The sequence below is a fragment of the Synechococcus sp. BS55D genome (assembly GCF_004332415.1).
Lineage (GTDB): Bacteria > Cyanobacteriota > Cyanobacteriia > PCC-6307 > Cyanobiaceae > Synechococcus_C.
Window position 1 is genome coordinate 353303 of the sequence record NZ_PHQT01000002.1, and the last position, 25133, is coordinate 378435.

At 58.0% G+C, this 25133-nt stretch carries 24 protein-coding genes and 1 tRNA gene; 14 read left to right on the forward strand and 11 right to left on the reverse strand.

The genetic code is table 11. From position 1 onward, the window contains the following. Window position 1 precedes the first annotated feature (1 nt). The gene (locus tag CWE16_RS05490) at window positions 2–889 is read right to left on the reverse strand and encodes an inositol monophosphatase family protein (protein ID WP_131593622.1); all 888 of its coding nucleotides are present in this window, start codon (window positions 887–889) and stop codon (window positions 2–4) included. Window positions 890–891: 2 nt separating this feature from the next. Beyond that, window positions 892–1260 carry a 2Fe-2S iron-sulfur cluster-binding protein gene (locus tag CWE16_RS05495; RefSeq protein WP_131593624.1) on the reverse strand — a complete coding sequence of 123 codons (369 nt, stop codon included), beginning with the start codon at window positions 1258–1260 and terminating at the stop codon, window positions 892–894. Between the two features lie 54 nt (window positions 1261–1314). Here CWE16_RS05495 and CWE16_RS05500 point away from each other — a divergent pair. Beyond that, window positions 1315–1401: transfer RNA gene (locus tag CWE16_RS05500), tRNA-Ser, on the forward strand. Window positions 1402–1494: 93 nt separating this feature from the next. Here the strand turns inward: CWE16_RS05500 and pstB are convergent. The 3 genes from pstB to pstC are packed head-to-tail and all read right to left on the reverse strand — an operon-like array spanning window position 1495 to window position 4220. Then, window positions 1495–2313 carry a phosphate ABC transporter ATP-binding protein PstB gene (pstB, locus tag CWE16_RS05505; RefSeq protein WP_131593626.1) on the reverse strand — a complete coding sequence of 273 codons (819 nt, stop codon included), beginning with the start codon at window positions 2311–2313 and terminating at the stop codon, window positions 1495–1497. 54 nt (window positions 2314–2367) lie between these two features. Next, window positions 2368–3261, reverse strand: a complete 894-nt coding sequence (gene pstA, locus CWE16_RS05510) for a phosphate ABC transporter permease PstA (RefSeq protein ID WP_131593628.1) — start codon at window positions 3259–3261, stop codon at window positions 2368–2370. Between the two features lie 8 nt (window positions 3262–3269). Further along, on the reverse strand, window positions 3270–4220 hold the full coding sequence (pstC, locus tag CWE16_RS05515) for a phosphate ABC transporter permease subunit PstC (protein WP_131593630.1): 951 nt from the start codon (window positions 4218–4220) through the stop codon (window positions 3270–3272). 146 nt (window positions 4221–4366) lie between these two features. On the opposite strand from pstC, the gene dnaK reads away from it, so the two are divergent. Genes dnaK through murQ form a run of 4 tightly spaced genes read left to right on the forward strand, consistent with a single transcriptional unit; the run spans window position 4367 to window position 8657 of the window. After that, on the forward strand, window positions 4367–6361 hold the full coding sequence (gene dnaK / locus CWE16_RS05520) for a molecular chaperone DnaK (RefSeq protein WP_131593632.1): 1995 nt from the start codon (window positions 4367–4369) through the stop codon (window positions 6359–6361). After that, complete coding sequence (locus tag CWE16_RS05525; RefSeq protein WP_131593634.1) at window positions 6345–7253, forward strand: DnaJ C-terminal domain-containing protein; 909 nt, start codon at window positions 6345–6347, stop codon at window positions 7251–7253. Before dnaK ends, CWE16_RS05525 begins: the two co-directional genes overlap by 17 nt. A gap of 48 nt (window positions 7254–7301) precedes the next feature. Then, on the forward strand, window positions 7302–7700 hold the full coding sequence (locus tag CWE16_RS05530) for a DUF3110 domain-containing protein (RefSeq protein ID WP_131593636.1): 399 nt from the start codon (window positions 7302–7304) through the stop codon (window positions 7698–7700). Window positions 7701–7706: 6 nt separating this feature from the next. Then, window positions 7707–8657, forward strand: coding sequence for an N-acetylmuramic acid 6-phosphate etherase (gene murQ / locus CWE16_RS05535; RefSeq protein WP_236629594.1), 951 nt, complete (start codon window positions 7707–7709; stop codon window positions 8655–8657). 17 nt (window positions 8658–8674) lie between these two features. On the opposite strand, the gene mtnP is transcribed toward murQ, so the two are convergent. After that, entirely contained in the window at window positions 8675–9592 is a 918-nt protein-coding gene (mtnP, locus tag CWE16_RS05540; protein ID WP_131593638.1) for an S-methyl-5'-thioadenosine phosphorylase, read from the reverse strand. Window positions 9593–9673: 81 nt separating this feature from the next. On the opposite strand from mtnP, the gene CWE16_RS05545 reads away from it, so the two are divergent. Further along, window positions 9674–10102 (forward strand): peptidylprolyl isomerase, encoded by a 429-nt coding sequence (locus CWE16_RS05545; RefSeq protein WP_131455570.1) that lies wholly within the window; start codon window positions 9674–9676, stop codon window positions 10100–10102. Window positions 10103–10118: 16 nt separating this feature from the next. Here CWE16_RS05545 and ribBA read toward each other — a convergent pair whose 3' ends face one another. Continuing rightward, a complete protein-coding gene (gene ribBA, locus CWE16_RS05550) occupies window positions 10119–11738 on the reverse strand; it encodes a bifunctional 3,4-dihydroxy-2-butanone-4-phosphate synthase/GTP cyclohydrolase II (protein ID WP_201737971.1) in 1620 nt (539 codons plus the stop codon). Between the two features lie 147 nt (window positions 11739–11885). Here ribBA and argC point away from each other — a divergent pair, with 147 nt between their 5' ends. Next, complete coding sequence (argC, locus tag CWE16_RS05555; RefSeq protein WP_131594098.1) at window positions 11886–12950, forward strand: N-acetyl-gamma-glutamyl-phosphate reductase; 1065 nt, start codon at window positions 11886–11888, stop codon at window positions 12948–12950. On the opposite strand, the gene purN is transcribed toward argC, so the two are convergent. Then, window positions 12941–13504: a phosphoribosylglycinamide formyltransferase gene (gene purN / locus CWE16_RS05560; RefSeq protein WP_236629595.1), complete on the reverse strand. Its 564-nt coding sequence runs from the start codon at window positions 13502–13504 to the stop codon at window positions 12941–12943. The two genes, argC and purN, sit on opposite strands and share 10 nt — an antisense overlap. Before the next feature lie 124 nt (window positions 13505–13628). On the opposite strand from purN, the gene CWE16_RS05565 reads away from it, so the two are divergent. From CWE16_RS05565 to CWE16_RS05575, 3 genes are read left to right on the forward strand one after another with little or no spacing between them, the layout of a single operon-like run. After that, complete coding sequence (locus tag CWE16_RS05565) at window positions 13629–13994, forward strand: DUF1257 domain-containing protein (protein ID WP_131593644.1); 366 nt, start codon at window positions 13629–13631, stop codon at window positions 13992–13994. A 4-nt stretch (window positions 13995–13998) separates the two neighbouring features. Then, window positions 13999–15708, forward strand: a complete 1710-nt coding sequence (locus CWE16_RS05570) for a M61 family metallopeptidase (protein WP_131593646.1) — start codon at window positions 13999–14001, stop codon at window positions 15706–15708. Then, a complete protein-coding gene (locus tag CWE16_RS05575) occupies window positions 15690–16616 on the forward strand; it encodes an N-acetylmuramoyl-L-alanine amidase (RefSeq protein ID WP_131593648.1) in 927 nt (308 codons plus the stop codon). Before CWE16_RS05570 ends, CWE16_RS05575 begins: the two co-directional genes overlap by 19 nt. Here the strand turns inward: CWE16_RS05575 and CWE16_RS05580 are convergent, their stop codons facing one another. Then, window positions 16617–17315, reverse strand: a complete 699-nt coding sequence (locus CWE16_RS05580; protein ID WP_236629626.1) for a helicase DnaB — start codon at window positions 17313–17315, stop codon at window positions 16617–16619. A gap of 216 nt (window positions 17316–17531) precedes the next feature. Here CWE16_RS05580 and CWE16_RS05585 point away from each other — a divergent pair, with 216 nt between their 5' ends. After that, window positions 17532–19130 (forward strand): glucose-6-phosphate isomerase, encoded by a 1599-nt coding sequence (locus tag CWE16_RS05585; protein WP_131593650.1) that lies wholly within the window; start codon window positions 17532–17534, stop codon window positions 19128–19130. 3 nt (window positions 19131–19133) lie between these two features. Here CWE16_RS05585 and leuS read toward each other — a convergent pair whose 3' ends face one another. Both leuS and CWE16_RS05595 read right to left on the reverse strand, forming a co-directional pair. Next, complete coding sequence (gene leuS, locus CWE16_RS05590; RefSeq protein WP_131593652.1) at window positions 19134–21770, reverse strand: leucine--tRNA ligase; 2637 nt, start codon at window positions 21768–21770, stop codon at window positions 19134–19136. A 67-nt stretch (window positions 21771–21837) separates the two neighbouring features. After that, window positions 21838–22059, reverse strand: coding sequence for an Hfq-related RNA-binding protein (locus CWE16_RS05595; RefSeq protein ID WP_131455290.1), 222 nt, complete (start codon window positions 22057–22059; stop codon window positions 21838–21840). 21 nt (window positions 22060–22080) lie between these two features. Here CWE16_RS05595 and dapF point away from each other — a divergent pair, with 21 nt between their 5' ends. Genes dapF through CWE16_RS05610 form a run of 3 tightly spaced genes read left to right on the forward strand, consistent with a single transcriptional unit; the run spans window position 22081 to window position 25112 of the window. Beyond that, window positions 22081–23208 (forward strand): diaminopimelate epimerase, encoded by a 1128-nt coding sequence (dapF, locus tag CWE16_RS05600; RefSeq protein WP_131593654.1) that lies wholly within the window; start codon window positions 22081–22083, stop codon window positions 23206–23208. Beyond that, window positions 23201–24370, forward strand: coding sequence for a cysteine desulfurase family protein (locus CWE16_RS05605; protein WP_131593656.1), 1170 nt, complete (start codon window positions 23201–23203; stop codon window positions 24368–24370). Before dapF ends, CWE16_RS05605 begins: the two co-directional genes overlap by 8 nt. A 46-nt stretch (window positions 24371–24416) precedes the next feature. Continuing rightward, entirely contained in the window at window positions 24417–25112 is a 696-nt protein-coding gene (locus CWE16_RS05610) for a DUF1995 family protein (RefSeq protein ID WP_236629597.1), read from the forward strand. The last annotated feature ends 21 nt before the right edge of the window (window positions 25113–25133 follow it).

A 25133-nucleotide genomic window follows, 5' to 3' on the forward strand; every position in this document is an offset into this window, starting at 1 on the left:
ATCAGAATCCCATGGACCCGATTTCAGGAGCTCCATAACCTGCCCCATCCAACGGGCTGACCTTGCTCAGCTCATCGGTGAGCAGAGTGTGGATGGACTGGCCAGCCGCAATAACGTGCCCGGAGTGCAAGTCAAATGGCTCGTTCCGATAACCGCTGACCAGACCACCGGCAAGGCGTACCAAGGCCACTCCCGCAGCAAGATCCCAGGGAGCGAGTCCTCGCTCCCAGTACCCATCGAGAAGACCTGCAGCGACGAATGCTAGGTCCACTGCTGCGGCGCCACCACGCCTGACCCCTCGTGTTCGATGGGACATCCAACAAAACTCGGCGTAGTTGTTGTCTAGGCGGTTGTGGCGGTCGTAGGCGAAGCCCGTAACGAGCAGGGAATCCTCAAGACTCTCGCAACGGCTTACACCAATCGGCTTGTCATTGCAGAAAGCTCCCAGCCCTGGACAACAGTGGTAAGTCTGGTGGAGGTAGGGAATAGAGATTGCGCCGAGCAGGGGCGTTCCCTTCCAGCAAAGGCCCACTGAGGTCGCAAACAGCGGATAGCCGTGCGCGAAATTGGTGGTGCCATCCAAGGGGTCAATGACCCATTGCAGCCCCTCTTGTGGTCCACGGCTTCCTGATTCCTCAGCGAGAATTCCTACCTGGGGGGTTTCAGACCTCAGAAGTCTGATTACCACCTCTTCTGCCTCGAGATCCGCGGCGGTGACTAAGTCACCGACTCTCCCCTTGCAACGAATATCGGAAAGGTTTCCGTAGTGCGATTGAAGAACGGTCCCACCAGCGTCGGCTGCCCGGCGAGCAAGTCGGTGGAGCTCCTCGATTGCTTCACGGTTGAGCCCAGCCTCGTCCAATACGGCTGCAGGGTTGGTGGTGTCCATCATCAATCCTCGTCGAGTGGCAGTCCTGGTCGTACGCGTCCTTGGCCAAAGTGCCTTCCGAACTGCAGTTCATAGACCTCATCTTCATCCTGGGTCTCTGCTTCCAGATCGGCCGTGGCCCTGGCCACGCAAAGTAATCCGTAGCCGCTACTACGCAGCTCACGAGACAGGCCCATGGCCTCCCGTTGATCCAGTGAACCGCTGATGACACGGACTGCGCAGGACGTGCAACAACCATTTCGGCAGGAGAAAGGCAGTGGATCCCCCTGCGCCTCGAAGCTTTCGAGGATGTACTCGCCCTCAGGCACGTCATGGCTGATTGTGCGCTGCTCTTGTCGCCAGTGGATGGTGATCCTGTGTTTCCGTTGCATCGCCGGTGTCGACTGAACGCCCTGCTACATTCTCACTTGCCCCACCTAGCCGCTGGAGAGGTGGCCGAGTGGTCGAAGGCGCAGCACTGGAAATGCTGTATAGGGGCAACTCTATCGAGGGTTCGAATCCCTCCCTCTCCGCTTCAAAAACCGGCCCTCGGGCCGGTTTTTTTGTACAAAAAACCCCGGGTTACCCGGGGGCCAGGCTGAATGACACCCAATCCATCCGGTGGGTCAGCCGAAGCGACCCGACACGTAGTCCTGAGTGGCCTGCTGGGTTGGTGCGTTGAAGATTTTCTCGGTTTCGTTGAATTCCACCAAATAGCCCACTTTCCCTGAACCGCCTTCCTGAGCTTCAGCGTTGTAGAAGGCCGTCATGTCGCTCACTCGTACGGCCTGCTGCATGTTGTGCGTGACAATCACGATGGTGAAGCTTTTCTTGAGCTCGTGCATCGTCTCTTCGATCTTCAAGGTAGAGATGGGATCGAGTGCCGAACAGGGTTCATCCATCAAGATGACTTCAGGCTGAATGGCAATGGTGCGGGCAATGCAGAGCCTTTGCTGCTGACCACCAGAGAGGGAGTAACCACTTTGATTTAATTTGTCTTTGCATTCGTCCCAGACAGCTGCTTGACGAAGGGAACGCTCAACAAGTTCGTCCATGTCGCCGGTGTAGCCGTTGATGCGAGCACCGAAAGCGATGTTTTCGTAAATACTCTTCGGGAAAGGATTGGGTTGCTGGAACACCATGCCGATCCGACGTCGGACCTCAACGGGATCCACGGAGGGCTCATAGAGGTCAGCTCCATCAAAGACGACGCGGCCTTTTAGAGAACACCCCTCAATGAGATCGTTCATGCGATTCAAGGCTCGCAGAACGGTTGACTTGCCGCAGCCTGAAGGGCCAATAAAGGCGGTAACTTTGCCGCGGGGTATCTCGCAATAGACATTGCGGACAGCTTCATAGCTCCCGTAGCTGATCGTTACGTTTTGAAGAGAAATACAGGTATCTTCTGACACCTGTTGACTGTTGGTAGGAGTGGAGAGTGTCATGACTCAAAAGTTAAAGAGGTGTCAGGATTGAAAATGGACGGGCCTTCTAAACGCTCACTTTGAAGCGAAGCGCCCAAGCCAACGTGCCAACAGATTCATCGCAAGGATGAACACAACGAGCACGAATGATGCTGCCCAGGCCAGCTCGTTTTGAGCTTCGTAGGGCATGATCGCAAAGTTGTAGATCAGAACTGACAAGCTTGCAATCGGATTGAAAATCCCTTCAGGCCAAAACGGCGAGAACAGCGCCGTGAAAATCAGAGGTGCTGTTTCACCGGCTGCACGGGCGATGGATAGAACCACTCCCGTTGCAATCGGAGTGAAGGCCGTCGGAAGAGTGATCCGCACGACTGTGACGAATTTGGAGGCGCCAACTCCTAGTGCTCCACGTCGAAGATCATCTGAAACTAGTTTCAGGCCTTCATCGGTGGTTTTAATGACTGTTGGCAGCATCAGGATTGAGAGTGCAAGGCCACCAGCGAGAGCGCTGTAGGAATTGCCAAAGAGAATCCTGGTCGAGACGATCACCCCATAAATGAAAACACCGGCAATAATTGAGGGAACTCCGGATAAGACGTTGGTACCGAAACGAATGAACTGAGCAAAGGAACCACCTTTGGAATATTCGGCAAGGAAGATGCCACCACCCACGCCGACAGGGATGGCGATCAGCCCAGCGATGATCGCCACGATGATCGTTCCGATGATTGCGTTGGCAATACCGCCGCCTTCAAGGCCAGGTGGTGGCGGAAGCTCTGTAAAGAGAGCGAAACTCAATTTTCCGCCGCCCCTGATCAACACATAGCCCAGCACCAGCACAAGAGGCAGGACGGCAATACCAGCAAAAAGTCCCGCGAGAAGCGTGAGAAAGCGACTTTGAATATTGCGGCGAAGTCCAGGCCGATAGCTCAGATCGGGGACTGCACGAGTAGGAGTGGATAAGGTCATGGTGGGAATCAGTACTTAAGGCTGAGACGCTTCACCAACCATTGGGCGAAGATGTTGACCGCAAGGGTCAGAATGATCAAAACGAATGCGGCATACATCAAGGAAGACACCTGGCTGCCATCGGCCTCGCCGAATTGGTTGGCAAGCATGGCAGCAATGGTGTTTCCAGGCGCGAGCAGCGACCAGCTGAAGTTATTGGAATTGCCGATGATCATGGTGACGGCCATGGTTTCTCCCATGGCGCGACCTAACGCCAACATCACTCCGCCAACGATTCCAGACACGGCAGCAGGCAACATCACGTTAAAAATGGCGCCCCATCGTGTTGTGCCAACTCCGTAGGCAGCCTGTCGAAGCTTTGCAGGCACCTGATTGAGAGAATCTCTGGCAATGGCTGTGATGATTGGAAGAATCATCACGACAAGAATGAGGATCGCCGGGGCCATGCCGGGGCCCAACGGAGCAGAGCTGAAGATCGGAATCCAGCCAAACGCGGTGTTCAACCAGGTGAGGAAAGGGCGAAGAAAAGGCTCCAACACGAAGATCGCCCAGAGACCCAGCACCACTGAAGGGATGGCTGCCAACAACTCCACCATGACGCCGATGACCTCGCGGATCTTCAGCGGAATGATGTTTTCGGTAATGAAGATGGCCGTTCCGACCCCAAGGGGAACAGCAATCGCCAGGGACAGCAGCGATGTAACGATCGTTCCATAGATGGCGGTGAAGGCACCGTACTGATCATCCACTGGGTTCCAGTCCGATGTGACCAGGAACTTCCAGCCGTAGCGGCCCATCGACTCGAGGGACCCCCAGAAGACGACGATGAGGATGGCGAACAGAACGACGGCCACCATCGAGGCAAGGACGATGGCAAGGTTCTTGAAACTGACGTCAACAAGCTTCTCAGAAGCTGGACGACGCCTCAGGAGGTATTGCTCCCTTGGGTCAGAGGTCATTCTCTGCTGCAACAGACAACTGAAACGTAACGGTGCAGAGGGGGCTTGATCACTAAGGTCGCTTTAAAGGGCGGGCAACATCCCGTCCATCCCTGCTTGGGCAGGGGGGTTGCAGTCGGTAGCGTGGGCTCGACCAACAGGTGGATATGGGCCGGATCGTCGGGATTGACCTAGGGACCACCAATTCCGTCGTGGCCGTGCTCGAGGCAGGCCGCCCTCAGGTGATTGCCAACGCCGAGGGCACCAGGACCACCCCTTCGGTCGTGGGGTTCACGAAGGATGCAGAGCTGCTTGTTGGCCAGGCGGCCCGGCGGCAGTTGGTCCTGAATCCCCGCAACACGTTTTCAAACTTGAAGCGATTTGTCGGTCGAGCCTGGGATGAGCTCGACGATTCCAGCCTGACGGTCCCTTACACAGTTCGGGCGAATGAGCAGGGGAACGTGCGCATTGCCTGTCCGCTGACGGAACGCGAGTACGCCCCTGAGGAGTTGGTGGCCAACATCCTGCGCAAGCTTGTGGATGACGCCTCGACCTACCTGGGTGAGGCGATCGAAGCAGCGGTGATCACTGTTCCGGCCTATTTCAACGATGCCCAGCGGCAAGCCACCCGCGATGCAGGACGCCTTGCAGGCTTGCAGGTCGAGCGCATTCTCAATGAGCCGACTGCAGCGGCCCTGGCTTACGGGTTTGATCGCAGCGCTGTAAGGCGTGTCCTGGTGTTTGACCTCGGTGGAGGCACTTTTGATGTCTCACTGCTGCGGGTGGCGAATGGTGTTTTTGATGTGAAGGCCACCAACGGCGATACGCAGCTGGGAGGAAACGACTTTGATCAACGCATCGTCGATTGGCTGGCAGAGGAGTTCCAGCGGGCTCATGGCATCGATCTGCGCAGGGACCGTCAAGCCCTTCAGCGATTGACTGAAGCTGCGGAAAAAGCCAAGCAGGAGCTCTCCGGAGTCACCACAACCCCGATCTCTCTTCCCTTTATCGCCACGGGTGCAGATGGTCCTCTTCACATCGAAACCAATCTCGAGCGTTCAACCTTTGAAGGGCTTTGCCCGGATCTCTTGGATCGCCTGTTGACACCGGTCCAAGGTGCTCTGAGGGATTCAGGGTGGTCTGCGGAGGATATTGATGACGTCGTTCTTGTGGGAGGGAGTACCCGTATGCCGATGGTGCAACAGCTGGTCAGAACCCTGATCCCTCATGACCCTTGCCAATCGGTTAATCCCGACGAGGTTGTGTCCATCGGTGCGGCTGTTCAGGCCGGCATCCTCACCGGTGAGTTACGTGACCTACTGCTGAATGACGTCACACCTCTCTCCCTTGGACTTGAGACGGTGGGTGGCTTGATGAAGGTGTTGATCCCACGGAATACCCCAATCCCGGTTCGCCAGTCCGATGTCTTCAGCACATCAGAAGCCAATCAATCCTCGGTTGAAATCCACGTTTGGCAAGGGGAGCGCCAGATGGCTGCCGATAACAAATCATTAGGGAGGTTCCGACTGTCTGGAATCCCACCGGCACCACGTGGCGTACCTCAGATTCAGGTGGCTTTTGATATCGACGCCAATGGCATCCTCCAGGTGAGTGCCACCGATCGCACAACGGGGCGTAAGCAATCGGTCACGATTCAGGGTGGTTCTGCCTTGAATGAGGATGAGCTGAAAGCTCTGCTCGCCGAAGCCGAAGAGCGCGCTGATGAGGACCGTCGACGCCGTGCGTCGATCGAACGCCGTAACCGGGCCATGACCCTGGTGGCACAGGCGGAGCGACGTTTGCGCGACGCAGCACTGGAGCTTGGCCCCTACGGAGCAGAACGCCAGCAGCGTGCTGTTGAGATGGCCATGCGCGATGTACAGGACACCCTCGAGCAGGAGGACCTGCAGGAGCTTGAACTCAGTGTGAGTGCACTTCAGGAGGCGCTGTTCGGACTGAACCGAAGGCTCGCAGCTGAACGGCGTCAGGACGCCAGTCCGCTTCAAGGAATTCGTAACACCCTTGGTTCCCTGAAGGACGAATTATTCGCTGATGACGATTGGGACGATGACCCCTGGGCTTCTCCACGCAGGCGTCCCGGCGATCGCTACGGATCAGGTCGTCAAGGTTTGGATCCCTGGGACGATGACCCGTACCGCTGACACCGACTACTGGTCGTTGCTGGGACTGCCCCCTGGCAGCGATGGGGTTTCGCTCAAGCGTGCCTTCCGCCGTGAAGCACGGCGTTGGCATCCCGATCTCAATGGCAATGACCCCAAAGCCGAGGAACGTTTCAAGCTGGTCAACGAGGCCTACGCGGTTCTCAGTGACCCCTCGAAACGCAGGTCCTGGGAATCAGGTCAGCAACCTTCAACGCTCTCAGATGACCCTTTCGCAGAAGGGTTCCCAGATTTTCAGGACTACCTGGCTGTGGTGCTTGGAGTCCCCGAACCGGCCAGGGAGCGTACGCCAAGGGATGCGCACGATGACGCCAGTGAACACCCTCGAGGGTCATGGCCAGCAACTGCTGAGCCCCCACCTCCGCCTCCTGTTCAGGCGACTGAAGATCTCGAAACCACGGTCGATCTCACGCCTGATCAAGCATTGCAAGGTACAGCTGTTGAGCTCGAACTTTCCGATGGAACCGTTGTCGAGGTGCAGACCCCACCCCTAGCGGGTGATGGCTGGCGACTGCGGCTGGCAGGGGTGGCTGGCGGCGGTGCCGATCATTTCCTGCAACTCCGTGTGCAGACAGAGGAAGGGTTGCGGGTGGATGGTCTGCGGGTTCTCTACCGACTGGAACTGCTGCCCGCCGATGCAGCCCTTGGCTGCGCCGTTGACATTCCCACCCTCAGTGGTCCGGTGACCCTGCAAGTTCCCCCAGGCTCGTCCAGTGGGCGATTGCTGCGATTGCGGGGACGTGGACTCAGTCTGAATGAACGGCGCGGCGATCAACTTGTGGAGATCGTTGTCGTGATTCCCTCCAGCCTCAGCGAGGCGGAGAGAGCGCTGTATCGGCGGCTGCAGGAACTGGCTCTAGACCCAGAAGACTGACTGTTGGCCCCATGGCAGTGAGAGACTGCCGAAGCTCGACTTCAGACCATGCTTGTGCACGTGCTCCTCTACGACGCCGGGGGAGACAGTGAGGGGATTCATTCGCTTGAGCTCGCCGGGTCAACCGTGGTGCTCATGTTTGAGAATCGCGATGATGCCGAGCGCTACGCCGGGCTTCTTGAGGCTCAAGACTTTCCTGTGCCGAACATTGAGGCGATTGATCGCGAAGAAATCGAGATCTTCTGCCGTCAGGCTGGTTATGAGGCCCGGCTCGTTGAAAGTGGCTTTGTGCCCACGACAGACGAAGAACGGCTTTTGCTGGCCCCACCCTCGGCAAACAGGGATGTCAGCGGTTGGGAGGATGAAGCAGGAGGTCAAAGCAGCCAACCGGTCGAACAGACCGACGAACTCGAGGAGTTTCGTCGTCGCCTCGAGAACTTGTTGTGAGCGGTCATGACTGAATCCAGATCCCGTCGAGACTCGATCACCCCTTCGGAGGATCGCGGTCATCTCATGACGGAACAGGCGAATCAAAGAAGCACTGATCTCGATCGACTCAGCACTGCTGAGCTTGTTGAGCTGTTTGTGAATGAGGATCGACGCCCTCAGAAGGCCGTTGCTGCGGCAAGCCAGCCACTCACAGATGCTGTTGATCAAATCGCCTTGCGGCTCCAAGGGGGGGGGCGGCTCTTCTATATCGGAGCGGGAACCTCCGGCAGGCTTGGGGTTTTGGATGCCGCTGAGTGTCCTCCCACCTTCTGCAGCCCCCCGGAACTGGTTCAAGGAGTTCTGGCTGGTGGATCACCTGCACTGTTGCGCAGCTCTGAAGGGCTGGAAGATCTCCGGCAGGCAGGGATAGACGACCTTCAATCAAGGGATTTCAAGGCCGCTGACTGTCTCGTCGGCATTGCCGCAGGCGGAACCACCCCCTACGTGTTGGGTGCACTCGACTGGGCACAATCGCTTGGAGCGCTCACGATCGCCATCGCGTGCGTCCCCAGCGATCAAGCCCCGATGCCCTGTGCCATCGACATCCGTCTGCTGACTGGGCCGGAATTGTTGACGGGCTCCACCCGATTGAAGGCGGGTACGGCTACGAAGATGGCCCTCAACATCCTGTCGACCGGTGTGATGGTGAAGTTGGGAAAGGTCTACGGGAACAGGATGGTGGATGTAGCCGCCAGCAACAGCAAGTTGGTGGACCGTGCCCTCAGGATGCTCCGAGATCTTGCCGGCGTCTCCAGAACTGAAGCAGAAGAGCTTCTGCAGCAGAGTGGGGGCTCCGTGAAGCTGGCACTGCTGATGGCGGCCTCCGGTTTATCAACAAAGGAGGCAGCCAACTGCTTGGAGGCTCATCACCATCAACTTCGTGCAGCGCTCGATCGATGCGGGGTCAGCCTTTAATCCGTGGCTCCATGGGCTTAGCTTTCACCCAGGGAGCCCCAGTAAGGAGCCGTCAACAGATCCAGTTTCCGACGCGTTTCTTGAGGGACAGCCTGCGGTGCCGTCATCAACGCATCCTTGAGTGCCGTATGGGCAACTGATTCGGGGAAGGACTCGCGCAGCGATTCCATCAGCTGTTGAAGAATGGGTCCTGTCGCCATGGCGTTGGCACGAAGGTTGCCCACCACCATTTCCACCGAAACGGCATCGTGATCGTTGTGCCAGCAATCAAAATCGGTGACCATGCTCAGTGACGCGTAGGCGATCTCGGCCTCGCGAGCAAGGCGAGCTTCCGTGTGGTTGGTCATCCCGATGACATCACACCCCCAGCTCCTGTAGAGCTCACTTTCAGCTCGAGTTGAAAATGCAGGCCCCTCCATGCAGAGGTAGGTGCCACCACGATGCAAATGGTGCCCCGCGGGCATCTGTGCCTCCGCTGCCCTGGCCAGACATTCACTCAGTCGCTGGCAGAAGGGTTCAGCAAGACTCACATGGGCCACACAGCCATCGCCAAAGAAGGATTGGGGACGTTGCATCGTGCGATCGATGAATTGAGAGGGCACCACCATGTCGCGAGGGCGGAGGTGCTCCCGTAGGGAACCAACAGCTGAGACGGACACCAGCCAACGCACCCCCAAGGAGCGCAGCGCCCAAACATTGGCGCGATAGGGCACTTCGCTGGGCAATAGGTGGTGCTGGCGACCATGCCGCGCAAGAAACACCACATCCACGCCATTAAGCCGACCCAGGCGAAACTGATCGGAGGGGGTACCAAACGGTGTATCGATCTGAACTTCCTTGACCTCAGAGAGGCCATCGATGGCATAGAGACCACTGCCGCCGATCACCCCCACCCGGGCGTTTTCTAAGGGAGCTGGGTGTGCTGAAGCGCTCATGTCTGGTTGATGACCAAGCCGGGTTCCATCATCGCCTGCGTACGATTCAACTTTGCGATCAGCCCCTTGACGACTGTTCTGATGGAGACGGACGCCGGCCAGATCAGGCTGGAGTTGTTCGATGCGGACGCCCCAAACACGGTGGCCAATTTCGTCAAGCTGGCCAACGATGGCTTTTATGACGGTTTGGCCTTCCATCGCGTGATCGATGGATTCATGGCCCAGGGCGGATGCCCTAATTCACGGGAAGGAGCCAAGGGTATGCCCGGTACCGGGGGGCCCGGCTACACGATCAACTGTGAAATCAACAGCCGCAAGCATGTAGCTGGTGCCCTGTCGATGGCTCATGCCGGCCGCAACACCGGGGGAAGCCAGTTCTTCATCGTCCATGAAGCTCAGCCCCATCTGGATGGTGTTCACACTGTTTTCGGTCAAACAGGTGATCTGGAGGTCGTTCTGGCCCTCCGCAACGGATCCCGCATTGAAAAAGTGACGGTTCAGCAGGCCTGAATTCAGATCGCCTGAATTAGGTCCACTGGAGCAGCAAGGGCTCAGCCTGCTCGAGCTGCTCCAACACCTTGCCTTGGCGAAGTTCCACTAAAGAGCCTTCCCTGCGATCGAGCCGTTGGGACGGGTGATCCAGTTGCTCGGCTCCTCCAGTGCTGTAGAGCCCGATGCGTCGGGTGTGTGGCCAGAGGGCCAGGCCCGAAAGCAACCCTTTGAGACGGACTGCACGCTGCGATTGATCTGGGGGATCACCCTCAGAGAGCTCGGCAAGTCGCCAGGTCAACTGCGGACGCTCCCAGAGCGCCAGGAGCCTCGGAGCGCTCACAGGCAGAAGCGCAAAGCCATGGCGCTGGGCCAAGGCATCCGCATCGGCTTTCACATCAATCAGCGAAGCTCCATCGGAATCCCCATCCCAGCTGACCACCGTGGCGATCTCATTGATCCAGTGCCCAAGTTTGTCTCGCTTGACTGCGAGGTACTCAGCATTGTGATCACCGGGGCTGATCACCAGAGGCACTCGGTCAACAACCTCAAGTCCATAACCACCGAGTCCAGCAATTTTGCGGGGGTTGTTGGTGAGGAGACGAAGCCTGTGGATCCCTAGATCGCTGAGAATTTGCGCACCAACTCCATAGTTGCGTAAGTCGGCAGGAAAGCCGAGTTTCTCATTGGCTTCAACGGTGTCGAGGCCACCATCCTGCAGGCTGTAGGCCTTGAGTTTGTTGATAAGGCCAATGCCTCGGCCTTCCTGTCGCAGATAGACCACGACGCCTTCGCCTTCGGCTTCGATGCTTCGCAAGGCAGCTTCGAGTTGGGGGCGACAATCACAGCGGAGCGAACCAAAGGCGTCACCTGTCAGGCACTCGGAATGCATCCTGACGAGAACTGGTTCATTCAGGTGCTCGGGATCACCCTTGATGATCGCCACATGCTCACTGCCATCGAGTTGGTTTTGATACCCAATCGCCTGAAAGGACCCAAACAAGCTGGGCATGACGGCATGGGCCTGTCGAACCACGAAACGCTCGTTGTCCAGTCGATAGCGGATGAGGTCGGCGATACTGATCAATCGCAGATTCCACTGGGTGGCGTAGGCACGCAATTCCGGAAGCCGCGCCATCGAGCCATCGGGGTTCTGGATCTCGCAGATCACACCGGCCGGATTCAGGCCTGAGAGCTTGGCCAGGTCCACAGCTGCTTCGGTATGGCCCGCTCGTTTGAGCACGCCTCCTTGGCGGGCACGCAGGGGAAAGATGTGCCCTGGTCGGCGCAGATCGGCAGGGCGGGCATCCGCTCGTAAGGCCACCTGGATGGTGCGTGAGCGGTCCTCTGCGGAGATGCCGGTTGAGACTCCGTGCTCAGGACCAGCATCAATACTCACTGTGAAGGCGGTCTGGTTGGCATCGGTATTGCGATCAACCATCAGGGGCAGGTCAAGGGCGTCCAGGCGTTCGCCTTCCATGGAGAGACAAATCAGACCCCGGGCGTGGGTCGCCATGAAGTTGATCTGATCGGGGGAGGCGAACTGGGCCGCACAGATCAAGTCACCTTCGTTCTCCCGGCGTTCGTCGTCGACGACGACAACACACTCTCCGTTGCGAATTGCCGCCAGTGCATCGGGAATGCTGTCAAATCGGATGGATGACAGGTCTTCAGTTGCGTGTGAGGTGCTCAGCGGGCCTGTGACATAAATCTCCACTCATTATCGACACCGGTACGATCTGGCGAAGACTGACTGCCGAAGAGAGAGCGGTTAATGGACAACATTCCTCCGGGACGGCCTGGCATGACGTCGGCCACGGTCGCTGTGATCGGTGCCTCCGGGTATGGCGGCCTGCAAACTCTTCGATTGCTTCAAGGCCACCCAGGTCTGAAGGTCTCCTTGCTGGGGGGTGAGCGGAGCGCTGGAAAGCGATGGAGTGAGGTCTGTCCCTTCCTCCCCCTTCAGGATGACCCTGAAATTGAGGCACCCGATCCAGATCGCATCGCCGACCGTGCTGACTTCGCCTTGCTGAGTCTTCCGAACGGGTTGGCCAGTGATCTGGTGCCAGCCCTTTTGAAGCGTGGTGTCAGGGTCGTTGATCTCTCTGCCGATTACCGATACCGCTCTCTGGACCAGTGGTCGCAGGTCTACGTCCACGAAGCATCCCAACGCCACCGTGAGGACCATCAGCTCTGCGAAGAAGCGGTGTATGGCCTCCCTGAATGGAATGGGCCTGCCATCGCTGACGCCCGCCTTGTGGCTGCTCCTGGCTGTTTCCCCACGGCAAGCCTGCTTCCGTTACTGCCGTTTCTGAAGCAGGGACTGATCGAAACTGAAGGCTTGATCATCGACGCCAAGACAGGAACATCCGGAGGAGGACGAGCGGCCAAGGAACATCTCCTCTTAGCCGAAGCCTCTGAATCCATCTGTCCCTATGGGGTGATCGGTCATCGACACACCTCAGAGATTGAACAGTTAGCGACGCAAGCGGCCGGTAACGAAATTCAGCTTCAGTTCACGCCACACCTTGTGCCAATGGTTCGTGGACTGCTGGCCACTGTGTACGGGCGTCTTCGCGACCCGGGACTCACCGCAGATGACTGCACCACGGTGTTGGAGGCCTTTTATCGACATCACCCGTTGGTCAGGGTGCTCCCCGTCGGCACTTATCCAGCCACCAAGTGGGTCAAGCACACCAACCGGGCTCTGCTCTCGGTCCAGGTGGATCACCGTACGGGTCGGATTGTTCTGATGGGCGCCATCGACAATCTGATCAAGGGGCAGGCTGGCCAAGGCGTCCAGTGTCTGAACTTGATGGCTGGTTTCCCTCCAACCACAGGATTACCTCTGGATCCCTTCTATCCCTGAGCTCGCCACTGCTGAGCAGCGAGAGCGACGGCCCATGGCAACAAACGGTGCTCCTCGCGCCTGATTCTCTTCGCCAGTGAATCCTTGTCATCAGTTGGGAAGATCGGCACAGCTGCCTGGGCAATCACGGGGCCTGAATCGACCTCCGGTGCCACCCAGTGGGCGCTGCAGCCAGTGATCTTCACTCCGGCCTCGAGGGCCTGGCCAATCGCATCAACCCCTCGAAAGCTGGGGAGAAGTGACGGGTGCAAATTGATCAATCGCCTTGGGAAGGCGTTGATCAGCACGTCAGTCACAATCCGCATCCATCCCGCCATCACGATGGCTTCGACCCCAGCATCCCGAAAACAGGACACCAGGGCATGATCGAGTGCCTCTCTGGTTAGGTACTCACGATGGTCAAGAACCAGGGATTGAAGCCCTAAGCGTTCCGCTCGCGTTCGAGCACCACAGTCGGCCTTATTGACCACGAGGAGCTCGACCTTGCCATCCACACGACCGTCGCGACAGGCCTGCACGAGAGCCTCCAGGTTGCTTCCCCTGCCAGACGCCATGACCCCCAACCGCAGGGGGGGGTCAAATTGTGGCCAGTGGGTGGCAGGCGGCGACAGAAACGCACAAGAGGATTCCCCGTTCGTCTTCTGCTGGCTAGGGTTTTGAAAAGCGGGCATTCGGCTCATGTCCCATCTCTCCATCCTGCCCACCGCCCTGGACGATCCTGAGTGCTTGCAGGTTGTGCTTCAAGAACAGGGATACAAGGTCAAGCGTCGGACCTCCCTTTGCACCCTTGGCTCGGGCCAGATTCCCGTTGAGGTCCTGGCAAGCAAAGGTTCAATCCGCTTGGGTTGGCGACAGCTTCCAGGACAGCAGTGTCTCGACTTGGTGACCGACCTGGGCCATGTCGCTGCCCAGCCTTTCTATCAACAACTGCTGAGTCAAATCATCCGCCGCTATGCATTGCATCAGGCCATGACCACCATTCCAGGCTTGCAGGACCAGGGCTACACCGTGGAAGCACCCCAGGACTTCGCGGTCTCCCGTTGATTTGATGACGAGCGATTTGTCTGCCGTCAGGGTTCGTCTGGACCTAACGGAAGCTTCAAGTCAGACGATCACTGTGTCCATGACCTGGACACCAGCCCAGGCCACGACCCGATGGCAACTGCCGGTGTGGACACCAGGCTCCTACACGGTCCGTGATCCGGTTCAACACCTCCATTCACTCTCCTGCAAGCAGCAGGGGAAATCTGTGCCGCTCCGTCGCACGTCACCGTCCTGCTGGAGAGCGGATTTACAACCAGATCAAGACGTTGAAGTTCGTTATCAACTGGAAGCCCGACAACTCACGGTCAGAACCTGCTGTCTCGAGCCACAGTTCGCCAGCCTCTGTCTTTCAGCCGTTGTGATGTTGGTGGATGGCTTTCGATGGTCACCCCATCATCTGGAGCTGGTTTTGCCAGCGGGCTGGCAAGCAGCCGTTCCTCTTCCCCACGACCAAGGCATTTTCCACAGCGTCGATTTTGATGCCCTTGTTGATAGTCCTGTCCATGCGGGGTGTTTCGAATCCCAGCCCTTTGAGGTCATGGGTTGTCAGCACGAACTGATTCTGTTTGGAGCACCACCCCAGGGCTGGCCACCGGATTTTCTTCGCGACATCCGCGCCGTTTGTGAGGCGACCTGCCGTCTAATGCAAACGTCACCGCCAAGCGCTAATCGCTATCAACTGGTTCTGTTGATGTTGGATCAGGGCTATGGAGGGCTTGAACATGATCACGCCGCTGTCCTTCACTATTCCTGGAAGTCACTAGCAGGAGAAGACGGATACATCAAGCTGCTCCAGTTGATCGGACATGAGTATCTGCATCAATGGAATGTGCGGCGGTTAAGACCCCGTGACTACATCCCGTATGACTACGGCGCGCCTGTGGTTTCGGACTGCCTCTGGTTTGCCGAGGGGGTGACAAGTTACTTCGACCTTGGCCTGCCCTTGTTAGCGGGTTGTAGCAATCAGGAGCAGTACCTCAAGGATCTAGGTCGTGATCTCTCCACTGTTCTGATCAGTCCTGGTGTCGGTATCCAGAGCCTTGCCGACAGTTCCCGTGAAGCATGGGTTCGCCTGTACAAAAGGACTCCAGCCGGTGCCGACAGCCAGATCAGTTACTACGTCCTTGGCACTGCGATGGCGTTCTGTTTGGACGTCATGTTGCGGGACAGCGGAGCATCACTGGCCTCGCTGTTGAGACAGCTCTGGGATCGCTTTGGTCGCCATGGACGAGGTTATGGCCGTAACGATCTGTTGAAAGCGGTCGAACAATATGATGCAGAGTTGGCCCAAGCGCTCCCTGTTTGGCTCGACCACTGCGCATCCATCCCGATTGAAGACTGCGTCTCCAGAGTGGGGTTGAAGCTGAACCAGGTGCTGGCAGATCGAGCTGAAAGCGGTCTGGTGCTTCGAGAGGAGCGTGGACTACTTCTGATTGAGAGGGTGGCACAACATGGTCCAGGAGCCAGGGCGGGTCTGATTCCAGGAGATGAGCTCATCGCCCTTCATGGGCATCGGATTCGCAGCCAGGAGGATTGGCAAATCCTTTGGGCAGGACCAGATGATGCTGTCGTGCACTTTGCTCGACGGGGCCGCATGGCTGAGACGCACCTTCAACAGGCCCCACCATCCCTGGACCACTGGGAATTGAGCTGTGATCCTGGGGCATCACCGCAGGCGAGCGCTCTTCGAGACGCATGGTTTCGGATCCTTTAGGCCCACTGCGCAAGCTGGTTCAATCCGGTGCACGCACCTCCGGTCGCCTGCTGGCCCTCGTCGCTGCAGGATCGATGGTCTGTGCGGTCAGTTTTCTCCTGCTCAGTGCAGGGCGCTCCGACACTGACAGGGCTAAGGGACGCGCGTCTCTTCTTGAGTTATTGGATGAAGTGGGGCACTCGACTCAAGATGCTTCTGAGACACTGCCGAAGGAATCACCTCCGGAAGCCCCCCGCGCCCTCGCCTGGACATCGCCCTTGGCTCGGCAATGCAGTGGAATCGATCAGGCCATTCAGAAACGCCTGAAGAACAAAAAGGCGCGTCTTGCCTCACTCCGCCAGTCGATTGCCATCGACAAAAGCAATTATGGGAAGCGCTACCGACGGGATCCATGGAAACGTCCCCTGGATCCAAGCCCCAGGGTTGTGATCCTGCATGAGACGGTCTTTTCAATGAAATCAGCCATTAATACCTTCCAAACCCATCACCCACGAGACGAAGACCAAGTGAGCTATCACACGTTGATTGGACTTAACGGACAGATTGTGGATTTGGTGAGCCCTATTGATCGGGCCTTCGGGGCTGGTTATTCAGCATTTCTCGGTGAATGGGCAGCAACCAATCCAAAATTCAAGGGATCGGTGAACAATTTCGCCCTACACCTGAGCCTTGAAACACCCGAGGATGGTCAAAATAACGGATCGAAGCACAGCGGTTACACAGCAGCCCAATACGACGCTCTCGCGCTGGTACTGGATGAATGGATCCAAAACTACGGGTTTTCTCCTGCAGCAGTCACCACCCATGAACATGTTGATCTTGGCGGGGAGCGATCAGATCCTCGCAGCTTTGATTGGTCAGAATTGCAGAAGCGACTTGCAGCACTCGGGCTTCTCTGCAGCTCCTGATCAGATCAACCCACTCTCGGGTGCACGTTGAGTGGAGAAAATCAGCCCGTGCAGAGCTGGATCCTGCATGTAGCGGAGAATACGGGCGGGGTAATCCAACTTGCCGTTGTGAAGGTAGGCCAAGGTGGCAATGGCCTTGGCGTCGATGGCAGAGCGGCTGGCCATCAACATGCGCTCTTCGGCAAAGCCAAGCTCAGCTTTCAGTCGTGCCATCTTTCCAACCAGTAACTGCACATTCGAGGCTGGATCAAGCAGCGTTTCCCTTGCCTTGGCAACTTGAGCATCGGTGGGGTTGCTTGGGAGGCGACCCTGATGCATCAGTTCGGAGAGACCCAGCTGTGCAGGGCCCAGGGTGGAGAACAAACCTGAATGGGCTACGAATGGAAGATCCTCTCCGGGCTTGGAATGCTGGATCTCGTCATACAGGATTCCAGCGATCAGCATGGGATTGACATGCTGCCGATTGGCCTCGAGCAGGATGACTGGCTTCAACTCTTGGAGACGCTGAAGTGTGTTGAGACGTAGGGGCTCCAGTTGGTCCACGCCGCGAGTGAACAACTGTGCAAGCGGGGTCTGGGGGCCATGCACGCCAAAGCGACGCTGCAAAAACGCCAGTTCTTCAGCAGAAAAATCAGTGGGTTGCCCGTAAGGCTCCCGAGGCTGATCAGTCGCTGCGGCAGGGGTGCTTCGTTCTGCAATCACCCTGTCAATCGACACGGGCTCCCTCACGCCCAACAGAGCAGCCAACGAAAGCAGAACCCCCGTCACAGGTAGCAGGAGACTGAGCTGAGGCCTCAAGCGCACTGATGGTTGATGAACGAATCCCTATAGACGCTAGCTGGGGTGTCGCATTTGATGGGCAGACCGCTGGATCCTGGATAGGTTCTGCGGGTAGGCGATCTGCTCCGACCCGAGATGAGCTTTCCAGATTTCTGCGCGAGTGACAGCCAGATTCAATGGCAGCGGTTCTGTGATTTGCTCTGGTTCCACGATGACCTGGGGATGTGGCTGGATATCAGTCGTATGCATCTCAACCATGGTGATCTTGAAGAGATGACCCCCGGGTTCGACCGGGCCTTTCGTGCCATGGAGGCGTTGGAGGGCGGTGCCATTGCCAACGCCGACGAACAACGGCAGGTCGGTCATTACTGGCTGAGACAGCCTGAGTTGGCTCCCACGCCACAGGTGCGTGACCATATCAGTGCTGAGATTGATTCCATTGAGGCCTTTGGTCAGGCGGTCCTGACCGGGACCATTCAGGCCCCCACTGGTCAACCCTTCACGGATGTGCTGTGGATCGGAATTGGCGGCAGTGGACTCGGGCCCTTGCTGATGATTCGGGCACTCCAGAACCAGGGAGTGGGGCTTCCCTTTCATTTCTTCGACAATGTCGACCCCAATGGCATGAGTCGTGTGCTCGCATCGCTTGGTGACAAGCTCCGCACCACGCTTGTGATCACAGTCAGCAAATCAGGCGGAACCCCAGAGCCGCACCTGGGCATGGAGCAGGCCCGTCATCGTCTTGAGTCCATGGGCGGCAACTGGAGCCAACAGGCCGTTGCAATCACGATGAAGAACAGTCATCTCGATCAGCAGGCGGTGCAGGAGGGCTGGCTCAAGCGCTTTGACATGTTCGACTGGGTGGGTGGTCGCACCAGCATCACCAGTGCGGTTGGTCTGGTTCCTGGTGCTCTGATCGGTACAGACATCAGGCAATTCCTGGCCGGGGCTGCCCAGATGGATCAGGCCACACGTCTGACGGATCTACGACGCAATCCCGCGGCTTTGATGGCTGCAGCCTGGTTTAAAGCAGGCGAAGGCAAAGGCAAACGCGACATGGTGGTGTTGCCCTATCGCGACCGTCTCGAGGTCTTCAGCCGCTATCTGCAGCAGCTGGTCATGGAATCTCTTGGCAAGCGTCTTGATCGCGACGGCAATGTCGTCCATCAGGGCATCGCCGTTTACGGCAACAAAGGCTCGACCGATCAGCACGCTTACGTCCAGCAACTACGAGACGGCGTAGACAATTTCTTTGTGACCTTCATCGAGCAGCTCAGCGACGCTGCTGATATTCCCGAAATCAACGGGGAGCGCCCTGGCGATTTCCTCGACGGTTTTCTCCAGGGAACTAGATCTGCCCTGATGGAGGGTGGACGCCAAAGTATCAGCATCTCGATGAAGGACTTCGATGCCCGTCGCCTTGGTGCCCTGATTGCACTGTTTGAGCGCGCAGTTGGCTTGTACGGCGAACTTGTCAACATCAATGCTTATCACCAGCCCGGAGTGGAAGCCGGCAAGAAAGCAGCCGCTGCGATCCTCAATCTTCAGGGTCAAGTTGAAGCTCTTCTCGCTGATGGCGTGAGTCGTTCGGTTTCAGACGTTCAACAGGCAATCGGCGAGGGGTCAATGGAATCCGTGTTCTGGATCCTTCGCCACCTGTGTGCCAATAGCCGTGGCTACGTGGCGCAAGGAAGCTGGGATCAGCCGGCTTCCTTGCGTTTTGCCAAGAGCTGATTGTCAGGGCACAAGGTTGACCAGCTTCCCCGGCACGACAATCACGCGCCTGGGAGGCTGGCCCTCCAGCCATTTCGTAGCCACATCACTGTTGAGGGCGAGCTGTTCCAACATGGCTTGATCTGCATCTGCCGGCACCCGAAGGCTTCCACGCACTTTGCCCTTCACCTGAATCACCAGCTCGATGCTCTCTTGCACCAAAGCCGAAGGATCATGCACCGGCCATGGTTGCTGATGCACGCTGATGGCGCCGCCGAGTCGTGACCAGAACTCCTCAGCCAAGTGAGGCGCAAATGGAGCGAGAAGACGCACGAGCCCTGAAAGGGCTTCGACACGCACTTCCGGACTGATCGCCTCGAGTTGCCCTGAGAGAGCATTGGACAACTTCATGAGTTCAGATATCGCTGTGTTGAACTGATAATCGCCACTGAGATCCTCATCAACAGCAGCAATGGCTGTATGCAAAGCCCGACGGATCTCGCGATCGAGATCGGTGATCAGAGCATCCGGGAAGTTGCCACAGTTGTCTTGAACCTGAACGTTCAAATTGACGCCTGTATCAACCAAGCGCCAGAGACGCTGCAGGAAACGAAACTGACCTTCAACATCAGCATCATCCCATTCCAGATCCTTCTCGGGTGGAGCTTTGAAGAGAATGAACATCCGTGCCGTATCGGCGCCATAGCGATCAATGACGGCAGCTGGATCGACGCCGTTGTACTTCGACTTCGACATCTTCTCGAAAAGGACCTCGAGAGCACCACCGTCCTCTGGATCACGGGGATCCTGTTCATCGGCGACATCCTCAGGTGCCACATAACGACCGGTCCGAGGATTGCGATAGGTGACCCCTTGCACCATTCCCTGAGTCAACAGACGTTCAAAGGGTTCACGGGTGCCAAGTAATCCACGGTCATGCAATGCCTTAGTGAAGAACCGGGCATACAGCAAGTGGAGAATGGCGTGCTCAATCCCGCCGACATATTGATTAACAGGAAGCCATTGATTGACGTTTGTTGCTGAAAAAGGCCGTTCTTGATTATGGGGATCAGTAAAACGAAGGAAATACCAGGATGAACACATAAAAGTATCCATCGTGTCAGTTTCTCTCCGCGCCGGTTGGCCACAGCAAGGACACGCCACTGTCAGCCAGGAGGAGAGCTGAGCCAGTGGTGAGCCCCCTTTCCCTGAAAGGTCAATTCCATGGGGAAGCTCAACTGGGAGTTGTTCCTTGGGTACGGGAACAGCGCCGCAACTGTCGCAGTGAATGATCGGAATCGGACAGCCCCAATACCGCTGCCGGGAGATCAACCAATCCCTCAGTCGATACTGAACCTTGGTCCGGGCCCAGCCTTCACGTTCGCCATGCAGGGTGATCGCTGTTTTCGCATCCTCAGAGGCGAGACCATCGAAGCGCCCTGAATTGACCAGAACACCCGGCTCTGTCCATGCCTCGCCATCGAGTGTTTGAGATTCCACGCCTGGGATCTGTACGACCCGGTGGAAGGGCAGTTCATGGCGTCGGGCAAACAGGAAATCCCTTTGGTCATGAGCCGGCACACCCATGACGGCCCCGGTGCCGTAATCGGCAAGCACGTAGTCGGCAATCCAAACCGGAATGGTCTTCCCATTCACTGGATTGATCACCTCAGCGCCGATCGGAATCCCGCGCTTGGGTTGATGATCTGCGGTTCGCTCCTCCTGGGAGAGGGTCGCCATCAGATCTCGAAAGGCCGCCACGGCTGTGACTTGGGTCGTGCTGACGAGCTGATCAACGAGGGGATGCTCTGGGGCAAGAACGACGTAACTCGCTCCAAACAACGTGTCCGGCCTGGTGGTGAAGACAGTGATGTGCTGGTCAGAGGGGCTTCCGTCAGCGGCGCACACCTGGAAGTCAATGTCGGCTCCCTTCGAGCGCCCGATCCAGTTCGCCTGCATGGTGCGGACCCGCTCCGGCCACCCCTGGAGCAGATCCAAATCATCCAGCAGAGCATCGGCATAATCCGTGATCCGCAGGAACCACTGACGCAGGTTGCGCTTTTCAACGAGGGCACCGGAACGCCAGGACTTGCCATCGGCATCCACCTGCTCGTTCGCAAGAACGGTCTGATCGACAGGGTCCCAATTGACGATCGCTTCTTTCTGGTAGGCCAAGCCGCCAGCGTGTAACTCCAGGAAGAGCCACTGGGTCCAGCGGTAGTAATCGTCGTGGCAGGTGGCGAGTTCGCGATCCCAATCAATCGATAGGCCAAGCCTGTCGAGTTGGGTCCTCATTTGGGCAATGTTGCGGTCCGTCCATACCGCTGGATCCACACCCCGTTCAATCGCGGCATTCTCAGCTGGCAGTCCAAAGGCATCCCAGCCCATCGGGTGTAGCACAGCATCCCCTCGCATGCGCTGCGTGCGAGCAATCACATCCGTGATCACATAGTTGCGCACGTGTCCCATATGCAGGGAGCCCGATGGATACGGGAACATCGAGAGCGCATAAAAAGGTCGTTGCCCCGGCTGTGGTTCAGCTGTGCGGTCCTGCTGGCAGTCCTTCCAGCGCTGCTGCCAACGGTCCTCCAGAGTGAGGGGGTCGTAGCGATGATCACTGGAAGACGTCGAAGCAGACGTCGATGGGGGTACGGCGCTCACGGGCAGGGCTCACCTGGTTGCGATCGTGACATAGCTGCTCTCCCATGCTGGGAAACAAACGATCAGCTCAACCGAGACAACGGATCACAGCAATCGCCCGTCTAGAGATCAACAGAGGTTGATCGGCATCAGAGCGAGTGAGGGCAAGGAATTCAGGATCTTGCCAAGCCAGCACTCCTTCGTGACTGGCACCGTTGAGAAGTTCGAGTCGCAAAGCCCGTTGCTCTCTCAACCAGGTCTGCAACAGACGAACGCCCGGCAGACTGGGGTCGAAACAGGTGGTCTCCATCTACCGGCGCCGCGTAACACCATGCTCCAGTTCAGCAAGTATCAGGGTCTTGGCAACGATTTTGTTGTCCTGGAAGGGCGAGCCGGACAGCTGGATGCAAGCATCCGCAACCCTGATGCAGCTTGGATCCGTCGGATCTGTGATCGCCGCTTTGGAATCGGTGCCGACGGGATCATCCTGGCGCTGCCGCCGGAGACTGATGGGGACCTCCGCATGCGCATCTTCAATGCCGACGGCAGTGAAGCGGAGATGTGCGGCAATGGCATTCGATGTCTGGCAAGGTTTCTGGCTGACAGCGATGGCAGTCAGAGCGGTGAGCGCTGGCGCATCGAGACAGCCGCCGGAATGATCGTTCCCGAACTCCAAGCTGACGGTCAGATCAAAGTGGATATGGGGCTTCCGTTTCTCATTCCAGATGAAGTCCCGACATCGCTCCCGGTTGGGTCAGCTGGTTTGCCGCAGGGGGAGTTGGACGTTGCGGGGGTCACCCTGAGCGTTGCGGCGGCCGGCATGGGGAATCCGCATGTCGTCGTACCTGTTGAAGACCTCAAAACCATTCCGTTTGAGACCTGGGGTGCTGCCCTTGAGGTCCATGACGCCTTCCCGGCCAAAACGAATGTGCACTTTCTTCAGGTGCATGGTCCACAGTCCCTTGAAATCCGAGTTTGGGAACGCGGGGCAGGGCCAACCCTTGCCTGTGGAACAGGCGCCTGCGCCACCCTGGTCTGCGCTCATCTCCTTGGACTTGCGGACCATTCCGCGCAGGTGAACCTTCCTGGAGGCCCACTGCTGATCAGTTGGCCTGATCGCAGAGGCTCCATCTTCATGACCGGACCAGCCGAAGCGGTCTTTGACGGAGTCTTGGTTCCTGAATTGGTTCCCACACCGGTGGCTGCATTGACCCCTGAACCCCAAGCAGCAAACCACCGAGCAGACAACGACACACCTTCAAGCATCGAGGCTGAGTTCAACTGCGCAACGGCCTGTCAGGAGACTTGTCAGAAACCGGATCACTGTCTGCGCGCTGAAGCCCAACGTCAGGTGCAGGCACTCCTCGAGACGATGTCGCTCGACACAATGATCACCCTCGCCGGCGACAGCCTCGAACAACGCACACGCGCTCGCGTGGACCGCGAGACCAGTGGCTGACAGCGACAGGGCCTTGTATTTCGACGCCTGTGCGACGAGCCCCACCGATCCAGAGGTGATCGATAGGATCGCTGAGGTTCAGCGCAGCGCCTGGGGGAACCCATCGAGCCTGCATGGCCATGGTCTGAAGGCTGCTGAATGGTTGGAGCGATCCCGTGTGCAGCTCGCCAGCAGTTTGCGGGCGGAGGCGAACGATCTGGTCTTCACTTCCGGAGCAACAGAATCCATTCACCTTGCTTTGCTTGGTCGAACGGTCGACCGTGCCCCAAGGCGCCTGGTGGTGTCGTCTGTTGAGCACCCAGCCACGATGGCGGCAGCTCAACGACTGGCCATTCAAGGATGGGAGGTGGTCGAGTGGCCTGTAGACCCGCAGGGCCAGATCGATCTGGGGCAGCTTGATTCCCTCCTGGATGCACCAACCGAGATGGTGTCGCTCATTTGGGGTCAAAGTGAGATCGGCAGCCTGCAACCCGTGGAAGTCGTCGGCGCGGAATGTCGACGGCGAGGCATCACCTTTCACGTGGATGCCACGCAGGTGGTGAGCCAGGGCCGGCCTGATTGGTCCAGTTTGCCCGCTGATTTACTGAGCGCGTCCTCCCATAAATGTGGCGGGCCCAAGGGGGTTGGCTTCCTGCTGACTCGTTCCCATCCACGTGAGTCCATGGTTCCTTGGCTGGGAGGCGGAGGTCAGGAACAGGGATTGCGTTCGGGCACACAACCAGTGGCCCTGATCGCGGGGCTCACGCTGGCGATCTCCAAACTGCCTGCCTGGACGTCGTTGCACACCTCGCCCAGCACCCGTCATCTCCGTGATGAGCTGCTAGCCAGCCTGCTTGAAGATCCTCGACTACGCCTCTCCGGATCCAGAGATCAGCGTTTGCCCCATCACATTTCGCTTCTGGCGTCTGACGATGCAGGTCGTGCCCTCTCTGGTCGAGCTCTCGTCCGCGAGATGGCCCAACAGGGTGTTGCCATCAGCAGTGGTAGTGCCTGTGCGTCTGGCCACGACGGGGGCAGTGCTGTGCTTAGAGCCATCGGACTGAATGCCGAGGCCAGTAAGTCAGGCATCAGGATCAGCCTTGGCCCTTGGAACAATCCGAGCGAACTTCCCTTGGTACAAGAACGTCTTTCGCGCTCCCTTGATCGGCTGCAGCGGCGTTGAAGGTCAGGATTGGCAGTACCCTCCGGCCTTGCCATGGAACTCTGCCGTGACCAGAACCCTTCCCGCCGACCTGAAGCAGGCTGAAGAGCAGGCGAGGGAGTCCCTGATCGAGGCGTTGAGCGATCGCAAGTCGCGCCGCTGGATGGTGAGCATGCGCTTCGAGGGGCTACGGGTTCTCCCTGTCGCTCTGAGGCTGGCTCGCCAGCTTCAGGAGACTGGTCAAAATCCAGTGCTGGCATTCCCGGATGCTGGATCGGCAGCTCTTGCCCAGAGGGATGACCCAGAGCTGGCGACATCCTGTTGTTCCCTTCAGGACCTCTGCCGTGGGCGCTTATTGGAGCGTCAAGACGATTTGCTCCTCGCTGTGGCACCTCAACCCAGCGATTACGAGGAACTGGAGCAGGCCTGCGCGGACTGGACTGGCCAAGTGGCCATGCTCAACGGCCGTCTTGAAGATGCTGCAGTTGGCATCGGCAGCGTGGCTCGATCGAGACGCCAAGGTTTTGTGGCGACCTGGGAGGTGGCTTACTGGGTTCAGCCGTTGGACGGAGCCGCTCTCCTTCATCAGTGGCCCCAACCATGGTCTCTGTTCAGGGCCGACCCCGACGGCTACCGATTCGTGATGGACTACGAACGACGACCGGATCCCGAGCAGATCGATGAGGCCCTTGCCGGCACCGGTTCCGAGCTGAACAGGCAGATGGGGGCGATGGACCGTTTTCTCAATGACCTAAGTCGCTGAGGGCTCCTTGTAGACCCTTGG